Source organism: Nostoc sp. DedQUE07 (genome assembly GCF_034530975.2).
Lineage (GTDB): Bacteria > Cyanobacteriota > Cyanobacteriia > Cyanobacteriales > Nostocaceae > Nostoc.
In genome coordinates this window covers 39,206-65,663 of the sequence record NZ_JAVRCC020000006.1, presented here as the reverse complement: position 1 = coordinate 65,663, position 26,458 = coordinate 39,206, and the positions used below count along the sequence as shown (strand labels likewise).

Below are 26,458 nucleotides of genomic sequence, written 5' to 3'. Positions count from 1 at the left end.
TCCTTGGCGAACTACTAGCTATGCTTGAATGATAAAGTCAGAAGCAGTAAGATTGGGCGCACCAGTAAGTTGTGCAAATTGACCACCACTGCCGAAACCAGCAGCGCTACCATTTTGATTGTATAGTAACTGCCCAGTCATCGAGTCGTAAACAATCACAGCATTGCTAAGTGCCCCTAAACTGGTGATTTGAAAATCACTGGCGTTACTAAAACCCGTTCCCGTAACAGAAGTAATAGCAGTAAAGGTAGTCTTATCGAGGACAATCTTATCACCTTGAGAGCGATTGAAGTCAGCGATGGTATCAATACCCACAACAGGGCTATAAAAGCTAGAATTGGTGTCGTAGAGGAAAGAGTCAGCACCTGTACCACCCACAAGAGTATCATTGCCTTGTCCACCAATGAGAAGATCGTTGCCAGTACCACCCCGCAGCAGATCGTCGCCACCGCTGCCATTGATGGTATCATTACCTCCTTGACCATTAATCACATCATTGGAACTGTAAAAACCGCTGATATTATTGTTCAAGTCATTGAGAAAGGTGACAGTGTTAGCGGTAGAAACATACGTTTGAGTAGAGTTGGCATTAATTACATCAAAGCTTTTGGTAACACTAGCCTCTCCGTCAAAGATGATATTGCCAATGGCAGGTCTTGTTGTCGATGCGGCTAAGTTGTCTAGGTTTTCTAACTTAAAGTTTTGCAGAGTGACTTTAGTATTAGCCACATTTCCAAAGCTGACTTCTAAATTGCTGCCATTTTGAGTTAATTGCAGATTTCTCGCAGTCAATTCATTCCCAATAAATTGCAAGGTGTCTATCTTGGCAACCACAGTAGCCGAAGGGTTTGAACTAGTACCTACACCACCAAAGTCAGTGATGCTGTAATTACCATCGCCTCGTCGGATAGTAAAGGTGTCATTGGAGTTAGTGCCATTGAGAACTTGAATTCCCTGGACAGGAGCGGGTCTGACTGTGCCACTAATGGCAAAGTCAAAGGAGCTTTCATCAATATCGTTGTTTTTTAAACTGAAGTTGCCACTATAGCTACCGGCTGTAGTGGGATTGAGTGCCACCGATATGGTAGTAGAAGCATTAACTGCCACGCTCGTTGGAAGAGTTCCAACCAAACTAAATCCGTCGGGAAGTTTAAGATTACTTAGTTTGAGTGCGCCTGTACCGGTGTTCTTGATAGTAAAGGTTTTGGTTAAGGCATCACCAACAGTCGTTTCACCAAAGTTAATGGCAGTAGTGTCACCATCTGTAATGTCAACAGTGTTATTGAGAACTTGAATTTCTGGGGTATAAACTGTGCCACTAATGGCAAAGTCAAAGGGACTTTCATTAACGTCGTTGTTGTTTAAACTGAGGCTACCACTATATACGCCGGGTGCAGTGGGATTGAGTGCCACCGATATGGTGGTGGAAGCATTAACAGCCACACTCGTTGGAAGAGTTCCAACCAAACTAAATCCGTCGGGAAGTTTAAGATTACTTAGGTTGAGTGCAGCTATACCGGTGTTCTTGATAGTAAAGGTTTTAGTCAAGGGTTCACCAACAAGAGTCTCACCAAAGTTAATGGCAGTGTTGCCATCAATAATATTAAGTGTGCCATTGAGAACTTGAATTTCTGGGGTTTTGGTGGAGTTGCGGGGAGCTTCGTATGCACCAATATCAATGACTGTACTGCCATTCCCATCACCATCCTGAGGAGTCTTCTTGGTGATGCTATTGAAGGCATTGGAACCACCATCGATCGCAACACTTCCAGGTTTGAGTGCAAAATTCCCTTTGTCTGCATCAACGAATTGAGGATCTTGACCCAAAAGATTCTGTAACCCTGTAGTGTTTAAATTATCTGAAGCTTGGAATAGGTTCGAGTTATAAACAAGATTGCGATCGAAAATTACATTTGTGTCGTACTTAATTCTGTTAGCATATTGATTGTCGTTTGCATACAAAATGTTGTTGTAGGCACGTACATTTTCCGAGTAAGTAACACTAATCTCTCCAGAATCTGTAAGAACTTGGGCATTCTTGTAAGCTGTGTTGTTGATAACATCAACATTGGTAGCTTTGAAAACATTAATGCCTGCACCTCCATTGTTGTAAGTAATGTTATTTGCAATTAATGCTTTACCTGTATAGGGCACATTATCTTTGCTGATATCGGTAGTATCAAGCATAATCCCATGTCCCTCAGTAATTTTGTCAACGCCTCCATTTTTCCACGGAACTAAACTTTGGTTATCGTAGACAATGTTGTCTCGCAAAATCATTCTGTAGTCAGTGGTATTGTTATCAAAATTAAAACTGTTGAGAGAGGTTATTCCCTGATTGCCGTGAGGTGAATACCAAGCATTTCCAGACACAATGTTTTTCTCAACAGTTATATAGTCTGAATTACTGAATGCTATACCTCCACCTGGAAAGTTACGGATTGTGTTACCAGTGATGACAATATGATGGGGATTAGTACCACCTTCACCATCAACGTTTTTCCATGCATTAACAGCAATACCATTACTATTGGTCAAGGGGTTATTCAGGTTATTCTTCTCTTGCAAGGCATATTCGAGAGTGATGTTTTCCCGATTGCCTTTTATATTAAGTCCTTCAATCCGCACGTAGGATGAACTCAATATATTAATGCCACTTCCCGTTGTTGTTATCGTCGGCGTAGCCCCTGGATAAGCTTTTATTGTTGTCCAGTTATCTGGTGAGCCATTCAAGTTAAAAAGCGTAATCCCTTTCATTTGATAATTTCCATTCATCACATAGAGGGTGTCGCCTGCTTTCATCTCATATACGGCTCTACCCAAGCTGAGAAATGCAGATTCTTCGTCTAAGCCATTATTTCTATCACTGCCTGTTGCAGAAACGTAATATGTATTGCCAGCCATCTGTTTACTCCGAATATGTGTAAGGGAAATTGGTAGTACAATCTCAGCAACTTTCTTCAGTTGCTAAGTAGTTATTTGAATGAGCCATCTATCTGAACTGTTAAGGACAGTCACAGTTATCCGATCGCGACTTAAAATCGCGTCGATTATAGAAACACTGTTGTCAAACTGAAAAATTTTTCTCCTGTCAACCGTTAATGGTTAAATCAGGAATATCAATACCGTCAATCGTCAGAGTTTTGTTGAGATTAATTGGACGATTAGCGCGTAGATACTTCTACTCCAGACTTTATCTTTAGCCACTGCGTAGGCGTAGCCCATTGTAGACATAGCTGCTCTTTGTAAACCAGCTTTAGCATCTGTTTTTTTCAATAAAACGATCGTATTTGGCATAGTAATTCCTCTGAACTTTATGCGTTGTTTTAGGTCAAGAGGTTGCCAAATCTGCATGGTAAAATTCACCCTTAGCTGATAACTGGGGACTTAAAGTTAAAGCGATCGAAGTTAAATTGGTTGAAACTTTAGTTAGGTTGACCCTTTAACTTAAGGGGACTAATGTAACAACTTAGTTGAACCTGTTTTAAGCGGTGTAACTGAGCGTTGTGAACTTAGTTAAAACTAACCTTTACAAATAGCACTTGATATCAGTAAAAGCCCGGAACCTGGTAAGTTTTTTTACAACTAAATTCAAAAAATTATGGATATGTCTGCTGGAGTTCTATTAATTTCCAGAATGATATGAGCATAAAAAGCCCCTTGTGCAAGGATTTGATGAAGTTTCTCTAAATAATTCAGAACTCTAAAGTCAGGTTATGGTGGCGCGCAGGAAGAAAAAGGATTTTAGCCTAGTTCATCAATCTTTGAGATAGTTTGGTTTGATGACACCAACTTACTTAATCTTCATAATATGAACGCTGAAATAAACTCCAGAATACCTGTTGCTTTAACCATTGCTGGTTCAGATAGCGGTGGTGGTGCAGGAATTCAAGCTGATTTACGTACCTTTGCTTTTCACTGTGTCCACGGTACTAGTGCTATAACCTGCGTCACGGCACAAAACACTCTAGGAGTGAAGAGGGTCGATGCTATGCCAACAGAGGCTGTTGTAGCGCAAATTCAGGCAGTAGTTGAGGATATTGGCGTACAAGCTGCTAAAACTGGAATGTTGCTCAATCAGGAAATTATTTTTGCTGTTGCCCAGCAAGTAGAAGCTTTACAAATCAATAATTTAGTAGTCGATCCAGTAATGGTGTCACGCACGGGAGCACAATTGATTGATGATGATGCTGTAAAGACTTTATGCCATGCCTTGATTCCGAAAGCGGTTATGATCACGCCCAATCGCTATGAAGCCCAGATTTTGAGCGGTTTACAAATTAATTCTTTAGAGGATATGCAAGCTGCTGCGGAAATTATTTACAAGACTTTAAAGACAAAGGTTGTTTTAGTCAAAGGCGGAGGTATGCAGGGAGATTTACGTGGCGTTGATATTTGGTTTGATGGGGACAAGTTGGAAGTTTTGACTTGCCAGCAAGTAGAGACAAAAAATACTCACGGTACTGGTTGTACGCTATCGGCTGCGATCGCTGCTAATCTAGCTAAAGGAAAAGATTTGTGGCAGGCAGTGCAACAGGCAAAGGAATATGTGACTACCGCACTCACTTACGCCCTAGATATTGGCGAAGGACAAGGCCCTGTGGGACACTTCTTCCCATTGTGGGGACTAGGGACTAGGGACTAGAGACTAGGGATTAGAGATTGGAGACTGGGCATTCGGGATAGGGACTAAAGAAAAGTTTTCTCAGTACCTCATCTTCAATGCCCAAATAAAAAATCTTTGCCCTTTCGGTATTTTTCTATTATTCTTGGGCATAGTTTCAGGGGTGACTATCTCTGTTAGCATCTCTGTACGATCTAATTACTTTGATTTTTAATACCAAGCCCCCGATGCGAACAACCATAGGTTCTGTTCCCAGAAATTCGCCAACACCGACTACTCAAGCCTATCCTCCCTCTGTACCACTATCTGTATACAGGGAATTGTCAACAGAGTTGCAAGCAGCACAGGCGAGGCTAAATGCACTCACCACCCAAAATCAGCAACTAGTACAAGAAAATCAACTATTACGCCAAGAAATTACTAAAGTCGTTGAGTCTTTTTCTCGTTTGCAAAATTTTGTAGATTCCCATGCTACAGCTAATTATCCCCAAGCTAACCAAGCTTCTGGTGACGTTAAAAGTAATGCTAAACAGCCAGTAACGCAAGCGCGTTCACCTCAGCAGGTTTCTCGTTCGCGTCCATCTGTTGTGTCCAAACAACCAGCTAAAAAAAGCCGCCGCCAAGACTTTTCTGCACCTGTAATGGAAATGAACTTTCCGATATCAGAACCAATTTTTATAGAAGAGCAGCAAGTCAGTTATTATTCCACTACTGAGCCAGATGTCAAGGGACTCAATGGCTGGTGGTTAATTATTACCATCTTGTTAATCATGCTGACTGCCTTTAGTGCTGGATATTTTGTTGTGCGTCCCTTGTTTGAACATCAGAAACGTTAGTTGACATTCCCACAGTCAGCAGTAGCAGGCTTGCGGGCTAGTATGCAATTTGGCTGCGATCGCTCTCTAAATATCTGAACAAATCTGCTAGATGGTGGAAACAATCTATTTTTAGGTTATAAAAGCTACATAAAATGCTAAATTGACAGCAACTTCTTGATGTTAGAACCTCAAAGATTATCCAATTAATAAATCCTTGCCGCTTGTTATGTCATAAACCCTCAAGTAAAGCACTTACACTTTAAAAAAGTTGTAATTATTACATATTTTTTAGGAAAAGCACTGCTAGTTACAGCTTCGGACAGCGGATCTGGTTAGATATATAAACGAAGCTAGTAGAAGTCAGGAGTCAAGAAGATGAAAAAAGTCGAAGCTATTATCCGCCCATTTAAGCTAGATGAGGTGAAAATTGCTTTAGTTAACGCTGGTATTGTTGGCATGACTGTTTCTGAAGTCCGGGGGTTCGGACGGCAAAAAGGTCAAACTGAACGATATCGTGGTTCTGAGTACACCGTTGAGTTTCTCCAAAAACTCAAAGTGGAAATCGTCGTTGACGACAATCAAGTTGATATGGTGGTAGACAAAATTATTGCTGCTGCCCGCACTGGTGAAATCGGCGATGGTAAAATTTTCATCTCGCCTGTTGAGCAAGTGATTCGGATTCGCACCGGCGAAAAGAACACAGAAGCAGTTTGAGTACTAAATACTGAGTACTGAGTAGGAGTATAGTGGGCTTTGCTGAATAGTAGGATGAAATATATCGAAAATATTAACTTTGAGATAGTTTTTCATTTCTTAAATCAGCAACGCCTTTTATTGAGTTTAAAATGGACACAAAAAAGAAAGAAACAGCAACGAGAGTTTTTTACTTAGTTGCGCTTTCTCTCTTAGAGTTTATATTTTTACCTACTAATGCTGTGCAATATAGTTGCTGGATCAGGCTTCAATGAAATTTATTGGCATGCATTATTCATTCAACTACTACTCATAGGTGGATTTTCAGTGTTAATAATAAAACTGGAAAGTGGCTGTAATAAACCTTGTATCGTCATTTGCTGGAATAAATAATCAATAACCTCTTCCAGGATTTTACCGGAGCTAATAGATATTTTCCAAGTATTGGTAAAAAGTTGATTGTCACTAACTACCAAATAGCTATCTCTTCTGTTACTCATTATCTCAAAGGGAAATTCAACTAAGGAAAATTTCAGATCAGTGCATTCTTCATTTCCATATTCATCGTGGTAAAATTGATTCAGCGAACAATCACCTTGTACTTTACCTTTAAATAAATCTGCGTACACCGGGTGAAGTGAATCTAAAAAGATATCAATTTTACTAGGTAATATCCAAAAAACACCTTTTGTAAAAGCCTCTGCTTCTCCTAAAAATTCGTTATATTCCCAAAATTTTATTTTTAATAAACCAATATTAAAAATATCTTTAAGAATATAAATATCTAGACAATCATTTCGCTGAAGTAAAACAAGTTGATAAAATTCATTGGCTTCTCTAGGTTGCTTAAATTTATAAGCTAAATATGGAGGGGATATACTTTTACTCTTAATGAAATATTCCTCAAATCCAAGCTTATCCAAAATGCTAGTAGCCAAAGATATTAAAAATCCTGCTTCCCGTTTCGCAATAGTTTTTTGTTGGATTTTGACTGCATCTTTTTCTCTAAGGCCCAAATCTTGTTCAATTAACTTAAAATCATTAATAATCGAATTATCTAAAGGATAAAAATGCTGAATTGCTTCTGATAACATTTCTTGATAGTATTTTAATTTAGCGTTGTATTCTCGGTAAGGCTTAATAACCTCATTTTCAATTATTCTTGCTTCCGAGAAACTTATTTTTAAATCATCCTTCTTTAAATCTAGTAGCTTACGTGCAAATTTAGTAAATTCGCCGTTTATAACATAACGTTCAACTACTTTACGATATTCCAACTTGGGGTCATTAATACGTACTTTTGCTAGTAAAATTTTGTACCCATCTTTGACTGGATAAAATTCAGGTTTCATTTTTCCAGGAGCAGTATCTTGAACTTTCTGGCTAGCATATGTATGTAGTTCATCAATGGAAATGTTCCCATCACTATCTAAATCTGCTACGCCTGTTTTCAGACCCTCAATTAAAAAATGTGTATAAAGAGAAAGTTCAAATCCTGGATGTTCAAAAGAATACTGAGTTGAAGTTGAAGAGGTAAGAATAGCTCGTCCTTCTCCACCTAATTGTTGCTTAATAGGTACAGAACCGTCATCTTTAACTTTCATTCCTTGGCTAAAAGCACCACTAAAGCAACAATCAACAATCACCACCTGTCGTCTAGAACGACTATCACTCATTGTGTTCTGTACATAACTTGCTGCTACCGCAGTTGGGTGAACCAATTTTTCTTGCTCTTTGCGGGTATTACAGCTTGTTAAATAAAGATTACCGCTATCATCTTTAATTCCATGTCCTGAGAAATACAGCAATACAAGGTCATCTTTTTCACGATTTGCAAACAAGGAAAAGATTGCTTCCTCTATCGCCTGTCGCTCAGGATTTATTAGAAGTTTTACTTCATCAAAACCACCAATTTCTGGATCTTCCAACACTTCCTGCATTGCCTCCACATCCTTAGTGGCAGCAGCTAAAGGAGCTAAACCAGACTCATACTCACTTACTCCAATTAACAATGCTAGCTTCACCATATTTAAATTTTTATACTATTAAAATTGTCATTAAACTTGCTTGATTTATTAGAAAATTGGTCAAAATTTCCAGCACTTTTAAAATTATTGTATTTCCCCATAATCAAGCAAGGTAAAACTATATTAACAGGAGGTTAAGCCTATGTGTTTGCTTCCCATCTCTCTAGTGCATCCAATTTTTCAATTCCTACATAATTATTTTGAAGTCAATTTAAAATGAGTAAAGCCAAATGGTGACTTATATTCTCCCTAACTCAGGACTCAGGAATAAGCACTGTGTCTAGTTGGGGAAGTAAAGTAGCAAAAGCTTTGCCTCGATGGCTAATTGACCCCTTCAAGTCTCGTGTCATCTCAGCAAAAGTTAATTGCAACTCTTGCACATAAAAAATTGGATCGTAGCCGAAACCACCATCACCACGCGGTGCATGGAGAATTTCGCCGCGACAAATACCTTCGGATTCTAATACGATCGCACCATCAGGACGAGCGATCGCTACTGCACAAACAAATTGAGCTTGCCGATTTACCTCGTTGCCTAATTCTTTGAGTACCCTGGCAATGCGTTCTGAGTCGGTTTTGGCGTAACGTGCAGAATAAACTCCTGGTGCGCCATTTAGGGCATCTACTTGTAAACCCGAATCATCAGCAATTGCCCAGTTTCCTGTAGCTTTAGCAATTTGTGATGCTTTCAGACAAGCGTTAGCGGCAAAAGTTTCGCCCGTCTCTTCAATTTCCAACTCTTCAGGTTTAAGGGTTAATTCCCAACCAGAATTTTCCAGGTAAGCTTGCATTTCCCGCAACTTACCTGGATTTCCTGTGGCTACTACAAGTAATGTCATAAAAAGTTATCAGTTAGGAGTTAGGAGTGATAAGTTATGAGTTATTAATTCTTAACTCCTAACTCTCAACTCCTCACTAATTTTACTCTGCCCACTGTTTCGCCCAAGCAAGAGTTTGATGCACTTGCTCAATTGTTGAGGCTTCGCAGTAGAGGCGTAAAACTGGCTCAGTACCGCTAAAGCGAATCATTAACCAGCTTTTATCGGCTAGACGATACTTGTAGCCGTCAATTGTTTGGCAATCAATCACTGCTTTCCCTGCAATTTCCGTTAAGGGTTGGGTTTGCAGTTGTTGCAAAAGACGCGATCGCACTTCCATATTTGCTAAGGGCAAGTCAATGCGATCGTATGCTGAGATAAATCCTGTTTGTTTCTGCAAGTAGCGATAATATTCACCTAAATCCAAACCAGATTCGACAATCGCCTCTAGTACGTACAATGCTGACAGCAATGCATCGCGTTCGGGAATATGGCTGCCATAGCCGATACCTCCCGACTCTTCACCGCCCAGTAACACTTTTGCTACTAACATTCTGTCAGCGATGTATTTATAACCAACTGCTGTTTCAAAGACTGACAGGTTATGTAGTGCTGCTACAAGGGGCATCAAGTCGGAACCACTAACAGTTTTAACTATTTCACCCTTAAAGTCGCGCCGCAGGGTTAAATGGTCGATTAATATCGGGATTAATACTTGCGAGCTGAGGAAGTTGGCTTCTCCATCTACTGCTGCAATGCGATCGCAGTCTCCATCAAATACTAACCCCACTGTTAAACCCGATTTATCGGTTTCTCGGTGAGTCTTGATGACTTCAAATAGCTTTGAAAGGTATTTCGGCAATGGTTCCGGCGCACCGCCTCCAAAGAGGGGATCGCGATCGCTGTTGATTTCTTTGACTCGATCGCCTAGTAGTTTCGCCAATCCGCCAGCCGCCGCGCCATGCATAACATCGGCAAATAATGTCAGTTTGCCAGATGCGATCGCTTCTCGAAGTTTAGCGATATCAACTTTACCTTCTAGCGCTTGGGTATAACTGGGCCAGGGATCGAACTTCTCTTGCTTGCCTGGGGTAGCTGCTAGTGGTACTCCAACCGACAACTGCGCTTCTATCTCTTTTGTGACTTCTGGCGGTACCGACCCACCAAAATATCCTTTGACTTTTAACCCCAAATATGCACCAGGATTATGGCTGGCTGTAATTACCAGCGCCCCCAAAGCATTGAGTTCTTTTGCTGCCCAACTATAAGCTGGAGTTGGGGCAAAGCTTTCGCTCAGTAGCACATCAAAGCCGACAGCAGAGACAGTATCGGCGACAGCACGAGCAAAGTCTTCGGCCATGAATCGGCGATCGTAACCGACAATTATTGTCCGGCTACCCACCGTAGAAAAATACGTATCATATAATACTTTTGCGGCAACTGGCGCGACCAGGGCTAGGCGTTCAAAGGTGAACTCGTCACCGATAACGCCCCGCCAGCCGTCTGTACCAAACTTGATTGAGTTAGTTACAACTGGCATCTAAGTATCCTAACTGTCTACTTGAGGATTCTAGCATTTATACAGTGTGCAGAGTAAAAAAAGAATCTAGTAAAAGTATGTACTAATAATATTCAACACAAAATTTATGATTAATTTTTTAAAATCTAGGGGTAGCTTGAACAGAGGAATAAAACCAAAGACTAAGCTCGACTTTATCCATTTTTGCCTACGGGCGATCACAAATGTAGGCGATCGCCACTCTCAAGAGGCGGAATGTCGGAGGGAGAATCAGTTGGAGTCGAATGTTGTGAAGAGGTGTTGACTACGAGCGCAGGCAGTAGAGGTGGTTAAATTGATTGTATCGTAGTGCATTAAGCCAAAGAGACGTAGTACTAAGTCTCTACATTCTTTTTTGGTGCTAAGTCTCATTCGACATCGCTCAAATTTAAACACTAGTTGTCAAAAATTGAGCGTTTGCAGCTAATGTTCTTCCATGTATAAGAAAGGTTTAAGTATTTGCAGCTTATGTATAATTATTTTTTGCAAAGGTTTAATACTTTGCAGCTAACGTTCTTCCATATATAAGAAAGGTTTAAGCATTTGCAGCTAATGTATAATTATTTTTTGGAAAGGCTTAATACTTTGCAACAAATGTTCTTCCATGTATAAGAAAGGCTTAAGTCTTTGCAACAATCATTGGAATGGACTTATAAATCTATTTTTTACCTGAAATATAATAGATATCTTAAGAAGCTACAGTGTACACACAAGTCCTAAAAAGCTGGTTTGATGAGGCTTTACTCAATTCCAAGCGCAGCCTGGGAACGAGGTAATGAACCAGTGAAATCGGAAATCGGAAGACTATATTATTAGAAGATAAAAAATAATAGCCTAATCTTGTAAGAAATAATATGGGAATGATAGGACACTATAGACGTATCACACCCAATCGACTTACTGAATTACAAAATAATCCAGAGTCTATTGTTACCTATTTATTCTCTGATGACGAGGCATCTGAATCAGATGGGCGCTATCTCAATATTGACAAGACATGGCATGGTCTGCATTTTTTACTTACTGGATCGGCACTCCCAAACGATCCGCCTTTAACAAATGTTGTCATGGGCGGTACTCCACTAGGCGATCCAGAAAACCCAGATTTTGATTTTGGCCCAGCCCGCTTCCTCTCACCTCAAGAAGTACAAGAAGTAGCAAAAGAATTAAGCAAGATTTCCAAGACCGATCTGGAAGCCCGCTTCGATCCTTCAGCACTTTTGACAGCAGACGTTTATCCACATGTATGGCAAGAAGGAAAGGAAGCATTAGAGTACATAACTGATTACTATATCTACGTGGTAGAGTTCTTTCAAGAAGCAGCTAAGTGTGGTGATGTAGTGTTGTTATACATATCCTGAGCTTTACATAGAATACACTTTAGTTAAGCATTGATCCTCGAATTTAGTGTCTGATACAATATTTTGTTTTCAACAAAGAAATCTCTTGCAAAAGTCTCTTCACGCGGTAGAATAACGAGATTTTGCAAGAGGTATTAATCATGAAACCATTTTTGTTTGTAACCGATTTAGATGACACCCTCGTATACCGGACTGTGGGCGATGACAGCGCTTTACCAGAACTAAATCAACTGTTGGAGAGACATCGCCAAGAATACGGCACTAAAATCGTTTATTCTACGGGGCGATCGCCTGTACTTTACAAAGAACTCCAAGCTCAAAAAAATCTTTTGCAACCCGATGCCCTCGTCCTATCTGTGGGTACAGAAATTTACCTTGATGGTACTGATACTCCAGACTCAGGTTGGTCGGAAATGCTTTCTCCCGGATGGGAACGGGAAACTGTATTATCTATTACAAAAAAATATCCTCAGTTAGTTCGGCAACCAGATTCAGAACAGCGTCACTTCAAAGTGAGTTGTTTTTTAGAACAAGAAGTATCTGCGAATGTTCTACCACAACTTGAAGCTGAGTTGCAAAAAGCTAAATTAAATGTAAAGTTAATCTACAGTAGCGGAATAGACCTTGACATTGTACCCCTGACCAGCGATAAAGGTCAAGCAATGCAGTTTTTGCGCCAGAAGTGGAAATTTGCAGCAGAACAAACAGTTGTCTGTGGTGATTCGGGTAATGATATTGCTTTATTTGCTGTAGGCAACGAACGGGGAATCATTGTGGGGAATGCCCGAAAAGAGTTACTCCAATGGCACAATGAGCATCCCGCAGACTATCACTACCTGGCAAGAGGATTTTGTGCAGGTGGAATTATCGAAGGCTTAAATTATTTTGGTCTCTTGTAATGATTAGTTATTTAAAAGGTATAGTCGCTGGTATCCAAACAATTGGCGCTAATCGCGTGATTCTGACTCTGGAAGTGAATGGCTTGGGGTATGATTTGCAAGTTCCCCAACGCCTAGCAAACCAGTTACCAGAGTCGGGAGGAGTAACGCAAATTTTTACCCATTTGCAAATTCGTGAAGAAGTGCCCTTTCTTTATGGCTTTGCTTCCCCAGCCGAACGCGATTTATTTCGCCACTTGCTGACTGTCACAGGTATTGGTGCAGCCTTAGCGATCGCCCTCTTAGACACTCTGGAACTACCAGATTTAGTCCAAGCAATTATCGCTGGCAATACACAAATCCTCATTCAGGCTCCCGGTGTTGGTAAAAAAATCGCCGAACGCATCTGTTTGGAACTGAAAAGCAAATTAGTCGAGTGGCGCAAATCAGCCGGGTTCTTCGTCGCCACAGGCGGGCCAGCACCAGGAATTCTCGAAGAAGTGCAAATGACTCTCTTCGCCTTGGGATATACTGCCCATGAAGTCAGTCACGCCCTGCATGTGGTCAGCGAAGACATCGGACTACCCAAAGATGCCTATGTCGAAGACTGGATTAAACAAGCGATCGCTCATCTCAGTAGCGAACAAGTTTAGTTGTCATTAGTCATTAGTCATTAGTCATTGGTCATTTGTCATTTGTCATTTGTCATTTGTTATTAGTTATTCTCCCCCTGCCCCCTGCCCAATGCCCCCTGCCCAATGCCCAATGCCCCCTGCCCAATGCCCAATTCCCAATCCCCAGTCCCCAGTCCCCAGTCCCCATTCCCCACCGATCCTTATGCTTGGCTAGAACAGTCGTTAGCAACAATTCATCGGGCGGACTGGTATCGCTCAGTACAACCGATCAGTGGTCGTCCGGGTGCAACGGTGGTTTTAGCTGGGCAAGAGGTAATTAATTTTGCCAGCAATGACTATTTGGGATTGGCTGGAGATGAACGGTTGATGGCGGCTGCAACTGCTGCGATCGCGGAATTTGGGACTGGTAGTACTGGTTCGAGATTACTCAGTGGGCATCGGGAGTTACACAGGGAGTTAGAAGAGGCGATCGCATCTACCAAACAAACAGAAGATGCCTTGGTATTTAGTTCCGGGTATCTAGCCAATTTGGGTGCAATTACTGCCCTTGTAGGCAAGCGCGATTTAATATTTTCTGACCAGTACAATCATTCCAGTCTGAAAAATGGAGCGATTCTTAGCGGTGCAGCAGTTGTGGAATACCCACACTGCGATCTGGCAGTATTGAAAACTCAGTTGAGTCAACAGCGACAAAACTACCGACGCTGTTTGATTCTTACTGATAGCGTCTTCAGCATGGATGGCGATTTATGTCCGTTGCCTGCACTGTTGGATCTGGCTGATGAATTTAGCTGTATGCTGCTAGTCGATGAAGCTCATGCCACTGGGGTACTAGGAAAAACTGGCGCTGGGTGTGTAGAGCATTTTGGATGTACGGGAAAGCAATTAATTCAAGTTGGCACTTTGAGTAAAGCTTTAGGTAGTTTAGGCGGGTATGTAGCAGGAAGTAGCGCCCTAATTGACTTTTTGCAAAACCGCGCACCCAGTTGGATTTATACCACTGGGCTTTCACCAGCTGATACAGCTGCGGCTTTAGCAGCAATTAAAATAGTGCAACAAGAACCGCAACGCCGCGCCCAATTGTGGAGGAATATACATTACTTGAAAACTTTGCTGCAACAGTTACCTAACCTGAAATTGCTGCCTTCTGAATCACCCATATTATGTTTTCAATTACTTAATGCTACAGATGCGCTCAAAGCTGGAAAACAGCTAAGAGATGCTGGCATTTTTGCCCCAGCAATTCGTCCCCCCACAGTGCCCACAAGTCGAATCAGAATATCCGTGATGGCAACTCATGAAGTAGCACATATTGAAAAATTGGTAGCAGCGCTGAAGGATTGCAATATAATTCGTAATTCGTAATGACGCTCCTGCGTCGCTAACGCTGCGCTAACGTAATTCGTAATTACATACTTATTGATAAAGTCTTAAAACCTCCCATAATAGACTTCTTGGCATTTGTCGGGAAAGGGTAAAGGGTAAGGGGGAAAGGAATAACAATAGAGCGAGCAGCCATTCGTCGGTGACGTTGACGGATGGCTTTAATCAAGCTCATCGAACAATTGACTAGTTATTTACCCCTGATTTACTCTAAAAAATAAGTTCCTAACTCTTTTATTCTCTCTACCCAACCTTTCATCTCATCAGCCAGTTTATACTTCCATTGAAGTTGAAGTACTTCTCTAGTATGAGAATCATCAAATATAACTTTGTCTTTGTTTTCAAAGACTGGTGCTATAAATTCTACCTGAGCAGCCTGGGCAAACATTTTTGACACTTGGCTAATACTAAAATTTTCAGGTGCAGCAAGGTAGTGTCCCCCTTTGGAGCCAAATCGCGCTACCGCAATGTAGCAGTCTGCTAAATCTTCAACATGAATCCACGCCGTCATAAAATCTGGTGGAAATGGCTGATAGCCTTGGTATGGTTTCCCTGTAATGAACTGCTGAATTGCAAAATCCCAGAAACTGCCACGAGTTGGTGCTGAACCATACACTGATGAAGGATAGACAATCGAGGCATTACCTTTATTACTGATATATTCTTCTACTAGCACATCTTTCAACACATTTACACCCGATAGTAAATCAAAACATACTAAATATTCGGGTCGTGTATATCCTTTTGGCGGCGGTATTTCTGTTATTCGTCCTCCATTGGCGGTAATCAAAGAGAAATTCCCACTGGTTGTAATTACATGAATATCTGGCGAAACTGCACTAGTACCGTATAAAGTGGCTTCTAATGCTATACGGTCTAAAGCGAATTGAGCTTCTTGGGTTGATTCTGGAGGCATATGCCACGCTACATTAATTACTGTTGTAATATCATGCTTGCGAATTGCTTGTGCAATATCATTGCTGGAAATTTCTACCTCTTGAGAGCGGATTATTTCCTTGCAGAAAGGCTTTATACCCTCAATATCACTACTCGGACGCACAAGTGCCAATGCGGCAAAATCTTGTGTCTGAGAAAACTTTCGGCACAGCGCTCCGCCAATATACCCGGCTGCACCTATAATCAAGACATTTTTAACAGAAGAGCTTTTTTCGGATGAAAATTCTTTGTTGTCTGACATATTTGAAAGTTGTAACTAATTAGGGTTTTTTATGTTTTTAAAATAGCGCTTAAGACAAATTAAATATCCGTTATCAGTAGAAAATAAATGCGTGGGGATTTTTATGTGTGTAACTAACTTACAATCTTTAGGTTGGCGATCGCAAGGCAGATAAATGCGAAATATTGACTTTTACCTTTGCTTTAACCCTTGAATTAGTCAAATTAGTGAAATCTATGTTGCTGTAGAGGTTTTATGAGTCTGATTCTTCCCAAACGTACCCTATCCCGTCGTCGGTTACTGCAAGTATCTGGACTTTCAGGAGTAGGCTTTCTTCTTGGTGGCTGTGGAACAGATTTGTTCTCAGATAATCTGCGGCAAATCTCTGAGCCACTAAACCAAAGTCTTGAAGCACTTCTGCTAACTCAAAAACCTATACCTGAATTTTCTGTCAGTGCCATAGAAGCAGATAAATTGCTGATTAATACCTTTGATTTTACCCCGCAAATCGATCCGGCACAGTTTCGCTTAATAATTGATGGTGAGGTCAATAATGCGATGCAATTGAGTATGGCAGATATTCAAAAACTACCCTTGACTTCAATGGTAATTCGCCATGTCTGTGTTGAAGGCTGGGCTGCGATCGTTCAATGGGGAGGTGTGCGATTACGAGATTTAGTAGCGCTGGTACAGCCGAAGTCAAACGTCCGTTATGTCTACTTCAAATCTGCGGATGGCTACTATGAAAGCTGGGATCTTGCTTCTGCCATACATCCCCAAACTCTCATGGCTTATCAAAAGAATGGACAACCCTTATCAGTTGATAATGGTGCGCCGATGCGCCTAGCATCCCCAATTAAATTGGGCTACAAGCAAAGCAAGTGGGTAACTCAAATTACATTCGTCAGCAATTTATTACCCACTAAAGGCTATTGGGAAGATCGAGGCTATGAGTGGTTTGCAGGGCTATAAAACAGGCAAAAAGCTAATCTAAATCGGGTTCAACACCTAGCGATCGCAATTGTGCAATCAACCGTTCAGCCCGTTGTCTTTCTTGTTCAGCCCGTTGACTTTGCTGTTCAGCCCGTTGACTTTCTTGTTCTGTAGAAGTCAATACCCAGCAGCCTGTCCAATCATACCACCGTAACCAAGGCTGTTCTACATCTTGATAACGTCCCTGCCAAACACCCAAGCCTAATTCTAGTTCTGGTATCCAGAAGCGCGACTCTGACAGTGCGATTTCAGCATAACGACCACCGTCTAACTTAAATACCCTTAACTCATATTTGTAGCGATCGAATACTATATAATAAGGCACACGCAAAATCTGCTCATATACTTCCCACTTTGCTGGTGGTTGCTTGATATCCCGCAATGTTTGCCCTAAGTCTTCCTTTTCAGTACCTGGAGACAGCAATTCAACCACAATAAAAGGCTGAACTCCCTCTTGCCAAAGGACATAACTTAAACGTAAATCTCGTTGTTCATAGAGGCGGGAAACACCTAAAACGGCAAACCAATCTGGTCGCTTATACCATAGTGGACGGCGCGGATCGTAATAAAGATTCAGATCGCTAGCAACAAATATCTCGTCGCTTGGATAATTTGGTGGACGAAAGGTTTCGTCTAACAGACGAGGTTGCAATAAATGAAACTGATCGGGCAAACCAGGCTCCTCTGGGTCTTCACTAGGAAGATCGTACATGGTTGGCAATACATCTTTTGGCGATCGCGGCGGGTCAGTTTGATACATCATAAAGCAATCCTGATGATGAAACTCTCAGTTCTATTATGATTTAATTGTTTTTGAGTAACTCAACACCTTGCAGAACGCGGCAGCATAAATTTCTCGCCTTCTGCTGCAAATTTACCACGAACCATCAGCACGGTTTCATCAAATGTATGGGTGAATGCTTGCACATCTTTAACATCCAGAAGTTCTGGACTAAAGTAAATCACTACTTCTTCAATGGGTTGAGGTATCTTACTAAGAATATTCTTCAAAGAACATATCTGCGTTGTCACTAAATCGAAAAGATGAAGTCGGTTATCTTCTATCTCCATACAGGCGATTAAATCTAAATCTTCTGCATAATATAAGGGACGACTTCCTTCATTGACACAGAACACAGGTTTTTCGTTGACTACGCCAACTATATTAGAGACAGGAATGCGTGTTTCCAAAAGTCTGTGTAGCAATGTGTAATCTTTAGTATTTGTAAAATCCAGTATTCTGAAGCTATCAGTGCCACCTGTGGAGTTACACTTAATTTTGAAGATGTGTTCTTCGACAACACGAAAGCCAAAAGGTAAGTACAACTCTGGTTGTGGTGTCGTCAGTACCAGGGTTTCATAAAAGCGATCGCGATCGCAATACCCTAGCACTTCCTGCATCACTTCCCGGTAATACCCTCTCCGGCGAAATTCTGCACGGGTAGCTACTCCATGAACTCCTCCGACAGTGAGCCTTTGTCCCATAATTTGCATGGGAATTTCTAACACTCCCACATGGGTAATAGCTATATCATCATGAAAGCGAATAAAGGGAGTTGAAGCTGTTTCCCAGGATGCACCTAGTTTTCTTGCACATTCTGCTAAACTGCTGAGTCCGGGAAATGTGACTTCCATCAAGTCAAAAAGCTTATCGCTTAAGCTGGGATCGGCAGAAAATGACTGTTTGAAACGATACTGGCTCATACTTCAAGTATTACAATCAATTCAGTAGAGACTACAAAATCAATTCCAGCAAATCCAGAAATAGCTAAAATATAAATGGATCGCCAGGGCGTAAGGTGTTGCGCCTCCAACGTTTAACTCAATATTTCTCAATTCTGAGTCTCTTCAAATAAGACTAAGCCATACTTCTCGCCAGTAGGCAAAAAGCCAATTTGTTGATAAACTGCTTGGGCTGCTTGGTTATTAGCACCTGTAAATAGGATGGCACGTTTTACTAAGAGCGATCGCGCATTTATAGCCGTCCCCAGTAGTGTTAGGACATCAACAGACGATCGAACCTAAACACAAAAAGACTTTTCACCCAGTCCCCAGTCCCCAGTCCCCAACTATAACAATGAACCTACTACCACACTTTTGGCATAGCCTTTACACCGCAGTGCTGGCGGTGTCCACAACCGAAAAGTATTGGGTGCAAATTTATACTTTTGAGTTCTTGATAGTTTCCACTACTGCATAAGTTGAAAAATCACCCAAGAAAAGCTTACGCATAATTGAATAATTGATGATAAGTTTGTAGATAATATATGAAATCAATAATGCACCTATTACCCTAATTCCTGGAGATGCGAATATTGGGTAATTTTTAATAGTTATTTGTATTGGTTGATGCAAATACATAATGAGCATAGAAGCACTACCAAGTTCGCGTAGGGCATTTCCTATGTAAGATTTATTATGAAGTAATATCGCCAATTGCTGTGTAATAATAATACCAGACAAAGCTATAATTACATTAAAAATTAATACACCATAAGTAGTATTTTTCATATTAAAATTGAAATATAGCAAAGACCCATGATCTAATAAAAATGCAGACAGAAATATTATTATTACTAAGATTAATGTCCTCGAATTAATTAATAATGATTTAGCTGCCATGTGTCCTAACCAATAAAATGGAAGTGCCATTGCAACTACATTAATATTCCAAGGAAAAATAAAAGTTTTAAGGAAGTAATAATTAATCATTGCTAAACAATAACAGCCAATAATAATTTTTATCATCAGCAAATTATTAGAGCCAAACTTTATATAGATCGGGTTATATACCTGCTGCGTAAGAAATAAACAAGTTACAAACCAAAATACACCAAACCAAAGCACCAGATTTGCCCCACCATATAATTGTTTCCAAATTATCATCAATGTATATATGATAATTTGATCTATCGGCAATAATTTTTTTTGCTGCCAACTGTCAATTATCAATGGTAAATACTGAAGTAGAGTAAATAAAAAAAGAAATGAAAAATAGGGTACTAGAAGATGAAATATTTTTTTCTTAAAAAAAGTATAGTAGTCAGTTTTTTCTTTATAGAGATATCCACTGATAAAGAAAAAAAGCGGCATATGAAACCAGTAAATATATTTCGATATCGGGTTGACTATATGTCCTACAACAACTGTAATTATGGCAAGACCTTTCCAACAATCAATCCATTCAATTCTTTCTTTTACTATACGCTCAACTATTTCTAATTTTACCATTTTAATTATTTTTTTATACTACAAAATTAAGGCTAATACCATAGACTTTTTTATAAAACAATAAATTTTGTCTCATATATATTATTTTCTAATTAATCTGCACAAAATTGTTATAAGTTGTGAATCATAAGGCTAGCAGTATTTATGATAAAAATCAATTGCTAAAAATCTGTACTAAGATTATTTCTTCCCTTGGATATACTTATTTAGATTATGACAAATTACTGAGGACTTAGCGAAGTACAAATTTATATACAATTGCAAAAATCCCTTTATTGCAAAGAGACCTAATAAAGAAGTATTTAGTATTAAATAAACATCTCTCTATTGGCAGAAATTTAAGTCTATAAAATTAAGCATTAAGACCCGACCGCACAAGAAGATTATGCAGGATAGTGGTGAAGCGATTAGCATAAAATTTGACCCCTCAAAACTTTTCAAACACCCTCTTAAGGCGCTAAAAACTGATGATAAAGACGTGACTGAATAATTAGACCTGGGAGCAACGGCGTTGTTGATGCTCTCCCCAGTTGGGGCAATACCGTTTTGTTAAGGAATTTCTGCGTTGAGGTGAGCAGGGGAAGCAGGGGTAGATGAGAGGCAGGGGAGAAAAGAGGGTCATTGTTCAGTAATTCTTCTCTCAAGAACAGCTTCTTTTCTTCCCTTGCTCAAGAACAGCCTGCTTCAACAAAGAAATTCCTTAACCGAACGGTATTTACTGCTGGGCCCTACGGCTTTCTCTGATTAAATGATTTAATTAAGCTCCAGCTTGTCTTTTTGATCGGACAAGCTGGAGATACTAATTGCTAATGTTGGTTCAGGACTGCCGATAGCAGGCAAACTCCATTGAAAAAGTAGCCATGCCAGAAGTGAGCGATCGCAATTCTGTAGAATACCCAAACATTCGCGCCAGCGCTACTTCTGCCCGAATCACCGTGTATCCCTGCATTGTCTCGGAACCCAACAACAAACCTCGACGGGAGGATAAGTCACCCTGAACCCTTCCCATAAACTCGTTGGGTGTTTCCACCTCAACAAGCATGATGGGTTCCAGGATGTAGGGTTTTGCATTGGCGATCGCACCTTCAATTGCTTGATGAGATGCTGATCGGAAAGCCAATTCTGAAGAGTCAATTGGGTGATAAGAACCACCATCCAGAACGACTTTCACCCCAGTTACCGGATAGCCTTCTAGCTTTCCTGATTGCATCGCCTCACGGAAACCTTTCTCACACGCCGGGATATATTCTTTGGGAATCGCACCCCCAGCCACTCGATTCTCAAAGACAAACGGCTGATCTGTGGGTTCAATCCATCCAGTAATATGGGCGTACTGACCGGGGCCGCCTGACTGTTTCTTGAATCGGTAGTCAAAAGTAGCTTGTTGCCTAATGGTTTCCCGGTACGCCACGGCAGGATTACCAACGTAAACCTCGGCATTATATTCTCGTTGAATGCGTTCGAGATAGATTTCCAAGTGGAGTTCGCCCATCCCAGAAATCAGAGTTGATCCTGATTCGGGGTCAATACTCAACCGGAAGGTGGGGTCTTCCCTTTGAAAGCGATTGAGTGCTTTGGAAAGGCGATCGCTATCTTCCTGTTTCTTGGGCGTAATTGCCAGCGTAATTACTGGTTCCGGCACAAACATCTTCTCTAGAGATAGCAGTGGTTCCCCAGTACAGAATGTATCACCAGAAGCACAATCCACACCCAACAGAGCCACAATATCCCCAGCAACGGCAACTTTTACCTCTTCTCGCTTATTGGCGTGCATTCTCACCAAGCGACCGATTTGCACTCGCTGTTCAGTCCGCGAGTTGTAGACGGTATCGCCGGGTTTGAGCGTCCCAGAGTAAATCCGGGTATAGGTCAACTGCCCAAAGGATTCAACAGTGAGTTTAAATGCCAATGCCACCAAGGAAGCATCGGGGTTAGGGTAGACACTCACCGAATCTGCGGTTTTGACTACTTCTCTATCTACGGGAGATGGTAGATAGAGCGCAACTGCATCCAATAAGTTTTGCACTCCTTTATTTTTGAATGCCGAACCCAGCAGTACAGGCGTGAATTCTAGGCTCAAGGTTGCCTGTCGGATGGTTTGCCAAATTAATTCTTTGGGAATCTCCTCACCCGCCAGTAGCATCTCGGTCATCGGTTCTGAGAACAGTGACAAAGTATCTAGCAGCTTCTCGCGTGCCTGTTGCGCCTCATCCCTAAGAGCTTCGGGAATCGACTTTTTGACGTGATTTTCCCCGTTTTCACCCTCAAAGTAGTCAGCAGTCATTTCTACCAGGTCAATCACTCCCTGGAATTGGTCTTCACTGCCAATCGGGTACTGGAGTAATACCGCATTTAGTTGCAAGCGATCGCATATTCCCTGTACTACACGAAATGGATCTGCTCCCGTCCGATCCATTTTGTTGATGAACGCCAAACGCGGCACACGGTAGCGTTTCATTTGCCGATCCACCGTAAAGGACTGGGACTGCACGCCCGCCACAGCACACAGCACCATCACTGCCCCATCCAATACCCGCAGGGCGCGTTCCACTTCAATTGTGAAATCTACGTGTCCAGGTGTATCAATCAGGTTGATTTGCGTATCGTGCCACTGGCAGGTGGTAGCAGCAGAAGTGATGGTTATACCATGTAGTTTTTCCTCTGGCATAAAATCCATCGTTGCACCCTTACCGCCTCCCCGCACTTCCTCAATAGCGTGGATTCTGCCCGTGTAGAAGAGAATTCGCTCTGACAGCGTAGTTTTACCAGAGTCGATGTGGGCAGAGATACCAATATTTCGGATGCGTGTTCGGGGAATCATAAAATTTCCTTTTGTTCAAGCGACAAACAGTCACCAACTGAGTGGTGATATATTTTGTATTATATATGTAGTATAAATAAAAGACAAGGCTGATAATACAGACAAACAGTTCTGACTTTTTACGGTATCTGAAAAACCTCACTTCTATTTCTCTCTCCTTTTAGGAGAGAGACTTTGAATTTTCCCCCTTCCCGCGACGAGTTGGGGGTTAGGTTTTTCGTGGGCCTTTCTAGCTGACGCGAAAAGTCAGACAGTTGATATTTGCCCTAGCTGACGTTTAAAATAGATATTCAAGCGGAGGAAATGAAAGCTTGAAATTGATATTGGTAGCTCCCGACTCTTTGTTGTGTGCAGCCTTTGAAGAACATTTTAATTACTTACCCAATGTAGAAATAGTGAATAACTATTTCGAGTGGTTGCCAGATTTTGATTGTATGGTCAGCCCTGCTAACTCTTTTGGAATGATGGATGGTGGCATAGATGCGGCAATTATCCGTTTTTTCGGTCGTTCGTTAATGGCAAGAGTCCAGCAGCGCATCCTTGAGGATTATTTGGGCGAACAACCTGTGGGAACATCAATGATTGTGGAAACAGGCCATCACAAACATCCTTTTTTGGCTCATACCCCTACGATGCGAGTTCCCATGATTATTGCTGGGACAGATATTCCTTATATCGCAATGTGGGCGATGCTGTTAGCAGTTCGCCAGCATAATCAACACGCTAGGCAAAAAATTAACACCATTGCCTGTCCTGGATTGGGTACGGGAATAGGACGAGTGCCATACACTGAAGCTGCTAGGCAGATGGCATTAGCTTACGATCATTTTCTCTATCCACCTAAATATCTCAATTGCATAGTTGCGGCTGAAAGACAACTTCAGATATGGGAAGGAGGAGATTTTAGGTAAAGTAGGACTTTGGATAATAGTCTGAGTTCATTACCAGGGAAAATATAGTGTTCCCAATGGTGTTAAAAATTTAAATGCAATTTATCAAATATTTTTGTAACCTGAAGATAAACACTATTAATTAAGGGAGCTTTATGTTCTTATTAAAGTTCATAAAAAAATATTAATTTTTAATACATAAATTGATTTTCTGGCTCTCAATTTTATTTCTCGTATTTTACCATTTTAAGTAGAATCAGGGAGTGATAAATCCTTGATTTTATGGGAGTTTTGAATTTAGCGTCGACCGAAATGGTAAAAGACGATTATTTAGTTTTGTCATAAATTTAATATAACTAAAAATCTAAGGTAATGTATACATGACTTCCAGCATTACAGACAAAATCCAAAGACATACTCTTTTAGTAGATGTGAATAACAAAAACCGAATTGCTTACCAAGCTAACCGCACAGCGATCGCTGTATTCAATGCAATCGTAATGGCAGGAGCAGAGGCTTATATCAATGGGCTAAAAATCCCCGATACTCTGCTTAAATCCCTTTTAAATCTCTCCATGCAAATCAGCTACAAATATTTTCCTTCTCTTTTAGTTCCCTATGAATGGCTGTTGCAAGAAAGCGATTGCCTTGCAGAAGGGTCACACGAACTAATGAAGATTCAATACAACCTACCCGAAGAAATGTTCAGTCTAATGTTAAAAGAGACAGAACTTTTATATCCCAAATACACAATGGCTTTATGGGAAAAAGGAGCATCTAACCTTGAGCAAGCTCAAATGCAGATGCTCGATGATTTGATCGCAAAAGCAGGCATCGAAGACGGAGATGAAATCTTAGATTTGGGATGCGGTTGGGGTTCTGCATCAAATTACATTCTTTCCCGGTTTCCGCATGTAAAAGTAACGGCTCTTAATTTGAGCCACGGGCAATGCGAATATATGCGGAAAAAAATGCGAGACCCTACCAGTTACCTCAGTTCAGATAGATTCACTCTATATGAAAAGGACTTTAATGATATTGATTTTGAGAATAAGTTTGATAAAGTTATGGCGATTGGCCTGTTTGAACATGTAGGGAATTTAACGAAATCATTTCAAAAACTGGCTTCTCTCCTCAAAGATGATGGCAAGGTGTTAATTCACATAATCACAACCAGATTACCTTATAATATAACCCATCCTTTTATCGACAAATATGTTTTTCCAAACATGCGGGTATGGAGTTATGATGTCATCCCAAAGATTAATACAGACCTGAAAACTATTAATCAATGGTATTTAAATGGCGCTAACTACTCAAAGACTCTGATAAATTGGTTGATGAATTTTGACCAGAACCAAGCTAAAGTCAAAGATTTAAATTATGGCATGAACTATGGCAAGTTCTGCCGGATGTGGAGACTTTATTTACTCTTGTGCATTGTGTATTTTGACGGTTGTGATGGTGAAATTCTTGGTAATGGTCAATACTTGTTGGTTCATGCATGATAAGTTAATTGCATAAGTCCTAATAATCTAGCGATCGCCCAACCTATCGAGAGCAATTTTTGGCTTTTTATTTGTAGGAGCCAACAATAAGTGTGTGAGTAGCATTGAATGGCAAATAAACGTTTCTATCACATTGGCTTTGGGCAAGATGATTTAGGTTCATCGGCTCCTAATATGGCTCTATTATCTGGCGATCCAGAGCGATCGCACCTAATTGCCCAAACTTATTTACAAGATGTCCGCGTGTTGTCAGAAAATCGCGGACTCAATAGCTATGTTGGATACTTATCTAATGGTCGCAGCATCTTATCAGCTACTAGTGGTATGGGTGCGCCTTCATTAAGTATTGTTGTCAATGAGTTGATACAAGTAGGAATCCGGCAAATTATTCGCATTGGAACTTGCGGATCGATTCAATCTTATATACCAGTCGGTAGCGTTGTTATTAGCAGTGCAGCATTATGTCGCCAAGGTGCAGCAAATGACATTGCGCCTGTGGAATATCCAGCCGCAGCCGATCCTTTTCTCACAGTTGCTTTAGTTAAAGCCGCGCGAGAATTAAAGATTGAACATTACATCGGAATTACGGCATCAGTTGATACTTTTTACGAAGGACAAGAACGCACTGATTCAGCCAATCCAAATTTAATGCGATCGCTGCATGGCATCACAGAAGAATATCGGCGCTTGAATATCTTGAATTACGAGATGGAATGCGGCACGCTATTTAAAATGGCAGGTGTGTATAATTTTGCTGCTGCTGCTATTTGCGGTGTAGTTGCTTCGCGTACTGATAGTGAAAATATCATTCTAGAACAAAAAGATATCGCCGTTAAAAATGCGATCGCAACTGCTGTAAATGCAGCAGCAAGCTTTGAGTAAGCTACAAATTTATCTTATCCAACTTATTAGTATGTCAGATTGAATCTGCTCTAAGTAGTTTCATCATGTCTTTACCTAATCTTTAATTTACCAATCAGTAATTCTATGTAAGATGTATTGAGTAAGATGCGATTTCATATTTTTGAGATACATATATAAAA

At 40.8% G+C, this 26,458-nt stretch carries 21 protein-coding genes; 11 read left to right on the top strand and 10 right to left on the bottom strand.

Annotated elements, in window-relative coordinates; genetic code table 11:
- Nucleotides 1-18: 18 nt before the first annotated feature.
- Both RMZ95_RS06805 and RMZ95_RS06800 read right to left on the bottom strand, forming a co-directional pair.
- Nucleotides 19-2,904 carry a choice-of-anchor D domain-containing protein gene (locus tag RMZ95_RS06805; protein ID WP_322685077.1) on the bottom strand — a complete coding sequence of 962 codons (2,886 nt, stop codon included), beginning with the start codon at nucleotides 2,902-2,904 and terminating at the stop codon, nucleotides 19-21.
- 231 nt (nucleotides 2,905-3,135) lie between these two features.
- Entirely contained in the window at nucleotides 3,136-3,297 is a 162-nt protein-coding gene (locus tag RMZ95_RS06800) for a hypothetical protein (RefSeq protein ID WP_322673715.1), read from the bottom strand.
- 514 nt (nucleotides 3,298-3,811) lie between these two features.
- Between RMZ95_RS06800 and thiD the strand changes: the two genes are divergently transcribed.
- From thiD to RMZ95_RS06785, 3 genes are all read left to right on the top strand, one after another.
- Nucleotides 3,812-4,645 carry a bifunctional hydroxymethylpyrimidine kinase/phosphomethylpyrimidine kinase gene (thiD, locus tag RMZ95_RS06795; protein ID WP_322673716.1) on the top strand — a complete coding sequence of 278 codons (834 nt, stop codon included), beginning with the start codon at nucleotides 3,812-3,814 and terminating at the stop codon, nucleotides 4,643-4,645.
- A 206-nt stretch (nucleotides 4,646-4,851) separates the two neighbouring features.
- Nucleotides 4,852-5,460 (top strand): hypothetical protein, encoded by a 609-nt coding sequence (locus RMZ95_RS06790; protein WP_322685078.1) that lies wholly within the window; start codon nucleotides 4,852-4,854, stop codon nucleotides 5,458-5,460.
- A 357-nt stretch (nucleotides 5,461-5,817) separates the two neighbouring features.
- On the top strand, nucleotides 5,818-6,156 hold the full coding sequence (locus RMZ95_RS06785; protein WP_012410794.1) for a P-II family nitrogen regulator: 339 nt from the start codon (nucleotides 5,818-5,820) through the stop codon (nucleotides 6,154-6,156).
- A gap of 278 nt (nucleotides 6,157-6,434) precedes the next feature.
- Here the strand turns inward: RMZ95_RS06785 and RMZ95_RS06780 are convergent, their stop codons facing one another.
- From RMZ95_RS06780 to RMZ95_RS06770, 3 genes are all read right to left on the bottom strand, one after another.
- Complete coding sequence (locus tag RMZ95_RS06780) at nucleotides 6,435-8,162, bottom strand: caspase domain-containing protein (protein WP_322685079.1); 1,728 nt, start codon at nucleotides 8,160-8,162, stop codon at nucleotides 6,435-6,437.
- Between the two features lie 254 nt (nucleotides 8,163-8,416).
- Nucleotides 8,417-9,001: an RdgB/HAM1 family non-canonical purine NTP pyrophosphatase gene (gene rdgB, locus RMZ95_RS06775; protein ID WP_322685080.1), complete on the bottom strand. Its 585-nt coding sequence runs from the start codon at nucleotides 8,999-9,001 to the stop codon at nucleotides 8,417-8,419.
- Between the two features lie 82 nt (nucleotides 9,002-9,083).
- On the bottom strand, nucleotides 9,084-10,520 hold the full coding sequence (locus RMZ95_RS06770) for a phosphoglucomutase/phosphomannomutase family protein (protein WP_322685081.1): 1,437 nt from the start codon (nucleotides 10,518-10,520) through the stop codon (nucleotides 9,084-9,086).
- Between the two features lie 878 nt (nucleotides 10,521-11,398).
- On the opposite strand from RMZ95_RS06770, the gene RMZ95_RS06765 reads away from it, so the two are divergent.
- From RMZ95_RS06765 to bioF, 4 genes are all read left to right on the top strand, one after another.
- On the top strand, nucleotides 11,399-11,899 hold the full coding sequence (locus RMZ95_RS06765; RefSeq protein WP_322673720.1) for a YfbM family protein: 501 nt from the start codon (nucleotides 11,399-11,401) through the stop codon (nucleotides 11,897-11,899).
- Between the two features lie 140 nt (nucleotides 11,900-12,039).
- Nucleotides 12,040-12,798 carry a sucrose-phosphate phosphatase gene (locus RMZ95_RS06760; protein WP_322685082.1) on the top strand — a complete coding sequence of 253 codons (759 nt, stop codon included), beginning with the start codon at nucleotides 12,040-12,042 and terminating at the stop codon, nucleotides 12,796-12,798.
- A complete protein-coding gene (gene ruvA / locus RMZ95_RS06755; protein WP_099101282.1) occupies nucleotides 12,798-13,430 on the top strand; it encodes a Holliday junction branch migration protein RuvA in 633 nt (210 codons plus the stop codon). The genes RMZ95_RS06760 and ruvA overlap by 1 nt, the downstream gene beginning before the upstream one ends.
- 126 nt (nucleotides 13,431-13,556) lie before the next feature.
- The gene (gene bioF, locus RMZ95_RS06750; RefSeq protein WP_322685083.1) at nucleotides 13,557-14,777 is read left to right on the top strand and encodes an 8-amino-7-oxononanoate synthase; all 1,221 of its coding nucleotides are present in this window, start codon (nucleotides 13,557-13,559) and stop codon (nucleotides 14,775-14,777) included.
- Between the two features lie 223 nt (nucleotides 14,778-15,000).
- On the opposite strand, the gene RMZ95_RS06745 is transcribed toward bioF, so the two are convergent.
- Nucleotides 15,001-15,993: a hypothetical protein gene (locus RMZ95_RS06745; RefSeq protein ID WP_322685084.1), complete on the bottom strand. Its 993-nt coding sequence runs from the start codon at nucleotides 15,991-15,993 to the stop codon at nucleotides 15,001-15,003.
- A 234-nt stretch (nucleotides 15,994-16,227) separates the two neighbouring features.
- On the opposite strand from RMZ95_RS06745, the gene RMZ95_RS06740 reads away from it, so the two are divergent.
- Nucleotides 16,228-16,944, top strand: coding sequence for a molybdopterin-dependent oxidoreductase (locus tag RMZ95_RS06740; RefSeq protein ID WP_322685085.1), 717 nt, complete (start codon nucleotides 16,228-16,230; stop codon nucleotides 16,942-16,944).
- Nucleotides 16,945-16,957: 13 nt separating this feature from the next.
- Here the strand turns inward: RMZ95_RS06740 and RMZ95_RS06735 are convergent, their stop codons facing one another.
- From RMZ95_RS06735 to fusA, 4 genes are all read right to left on the bottom strand, one after another.
- Nucleotides 16,958-17,725 (bottom strand): Uma2 family endonuclease, encoded by a 768-nt coding sequence (locus RMZ95_RS06735; RefSeq protein WP_322685114.1) that lies wholly within the window; start codon nucleotides 17,723-17,725, stop codon nucleotides 16,958-16,960.
- A gap of 62 nt (nucleotides 17,726-17,787) precedes the next feature.
- Nucleotides 17,788-18,669, bottom strand: coding sequence for a GNAT family N-acetyltransferase (locus RMZ95_RS06730; protein WP_322685086.1), 882 nt, complete (start codon nucleotides 18,667-18,669; stop codon nucleotides 17,788-17,790).
- 456 nt (nucleotides 18,670-19,125) lie between these two features.
- Nucleotides 19,126-20,196, bottom strand: coding sequence for an acyltransferase family protein (locus RMZ95_RS06725; RefSeq protein ID WP_322685087.1), 1,071 nt, complete (start codon nucleotides 20,194-20,196; stop codon nucleotides 19,126-19,128).
- 817 nt (nucleotides 20,197-21,013) lie between these two features.
- Nucleotides 21,014-23,017, bottom strand: a complete 2,004-nt coding sequence (fusA, locus tag RMZ95_RS06720; protein ID WP_322685088.1) for an elongation factor G — start codon at nucleotides 23,015-23,017, stop codon at nucleotides 21,014-21,016.
- Between the two features lie 311 nt (nucleotides 23,018-23,328).
- On the opposite strand from fusA, the gene RMZ95_RS06715 reads away from it, so the two are divergent.
- The 3 genes from RMZ95_RS06715 to RMZ95_RS06705 all read left to right on the top strand — a co-directional run bounded on the left by RMZ95_RS06715 (nucleotide 23,329) and on the right by RMZ95_RS06705 (nucleotide 26,297).
- On the top strand, nucleotides 23,329-23,928 hold the full coding sequence (locus tag RMZ95_RS06715; RefSeq protein WP_322685089.1) for a macro domain-containing protein: 600 nt from the start codon (nucleotides 23,329-23,331) through the stop codon (nucleotides 23,926-23,928).
- A 359-nt stretch (nucleotides 23,929-24,287) separates the two neighbouring features.
- A complete protein-coding gene (locus RMZ95_RS06710; RefSeq protein ID WP_322685090.1) occupies nucleotides 24,288-25,415 on the top strand; it encodes an SAM-dependent methyltransferase in 1,128 nt (375 codons plus the stop codon).
- A gap of 108 nt (nucleotides 25,416-25,523) precedes the next feature.
- Nucleotides 25,524-26,297: a nucleoside phosphorylase gene (locus tag RMZ95_RS06705; RefSeq protein WP_322685091.1), complete on the top strand. Its 774-nt coding sequence runs from the start codon at nucleotides 25,524-25,526 to the stop codon at nucleotides 26,295-26,297.
- Nucleotides 26,298-26,458 lie beyond the last annotated feature (161 nt).

Bases quoted from the DNA above. Each gene is read 5' to 3' on its own strand.
- RMZ95_RS06805 (WP_322685077.1), bottom strand. From the start codon at position 2,904: ATGGCTGGCAATACATATTACGTTTCTGCAACAGGCAGTGATAGAAAT.
- RMZ95_RS06800 (WP_322673715.1), bottom strand. From the start codon at position 3,297: ATGCCAAATACGATCGTTTTATTGAAAAAAACAGATGCTAAAGCTGGT.
- thiD (WP_322673716.1), top strand. From the start codon at position 3,812: ATGAACGCTGAAATAAACTCCAGAATACCTGTTGCTTTAACCATTGCT.
- RMZ95_RS06790 (WP_322685078.1), top strand. From the start codon at position 4,852: ATGCGAACAACCATAGGTTCTGTTCCCAGAAATTCGCCAACACCGACT.
- RMZ95_RS06785 (WP_012410794.1), top strand. From the start codon at position 5,818: ATGAAAAAAGTCGAAGCTATTATCCGCCCATTTAAGCTAGATGAGGTG.
- RMZ95_RS06780 (WP_322685079.1), bottom strand. From the start codon at position 8,162: ATGGTGAAGCTAGCATTGTTAATTGGAGTAAGTGAGTATGAGTCTGGT.
- rdgB (WP_322685080.1), bottom strand. From the start codon at position 9,001: ATGACATTACTTGTAGTAGCCACAGGAAATCCAGGTAAGTTGCGGGAA.
- RMZ95_RS06770 (WP_322685081.1), bottom strand. From the start codon at position 10,520: ATGCCAGTTGTAACTAACTCAATCAAGTTTGGTACAGACGGCTGGCGG.
- RMZ95_RS06765 (WP_322673720.1), top strand. From the start codon at position 11,399: ATGATAGGACACTATAGACGTATCACACCCAATCGACTTACTGAATTA.
- RMZ95_RS06760 (WP_322685082.1), top strand. From the start codon at position 12,040: ATGAAACCATTTTTGTTTGTAACCGATTTAGATGACACCCTCGTATAC.
- ruvA (WP_099101282.1), top strand. From the start codon at position 12,798: ATGATTAGTTATTTAAAAGGTATAGTCGCTGGTATCCAAACAATTGGC.
- bioF (WP_322685083.1), top strand. From the start codon at position 13,557: ATGCCCAATTCCCAATCCCCAGTCCCCAGTCCCCAGTCCCCATTCCCC.
- RMZ95_RS06745 (WP_322685084.1), bottom strand. From the start codon at position 15,993: ATGTCAGACAACAAAGAATTTTCATCCGAAAAAAGCTCTTCTGTTAAA.
- RMZ95_RS06740 (WP_322685085.1), top strand. From the start codon at position 16,228: ATGAGTCTGATTCTTCCCAAACGTACCCTATCCCGTCGTCGGTTACTG.
- RMZ95_RS06735 (WP_322685114.1), bottom strand. From the start codon at position 17,725: ATGTATCAAACTGACCCGCCGCGATCGCCAAAAGATGTATTGCCAACC.
- RMZ95_RS06730 (WP_322685086.1), bottom strand. From the start codon at position 18,669: ATGAGCCAGTATCGTTTCAAACAGTCATTTTCTGCCGATCCCAGCTTA.
- RMZ95_RS06725 (WP_322685087.1), bottom strand. From the start codon at position 20,196: ATGGTAAAATTAGAAATAGTTGAGCGTATAGTAAAAGAAAGAATTGAA.
- fusA (WP_322685088.1), bottom strand. From the start codon at position 23,017: ATGATTCCCCGAACACGCATCCGAAATATTGGTATCTCTGCCCACATC.
- RMZ95_RS06710 (WP_322685090.1), top strand. From the start codon at position 24,288: ATGACTTCCAGCATTACAGACAAAATCCAAAGACATACTCTTTTAGTA.
- RMZ95_RS06705 (WP_322685091.1), top strand. From the start codon at position 25,524: ATGGCAAATAAACGTTTCTATCACATTGGCTTTGGGCAAGATGATTTA.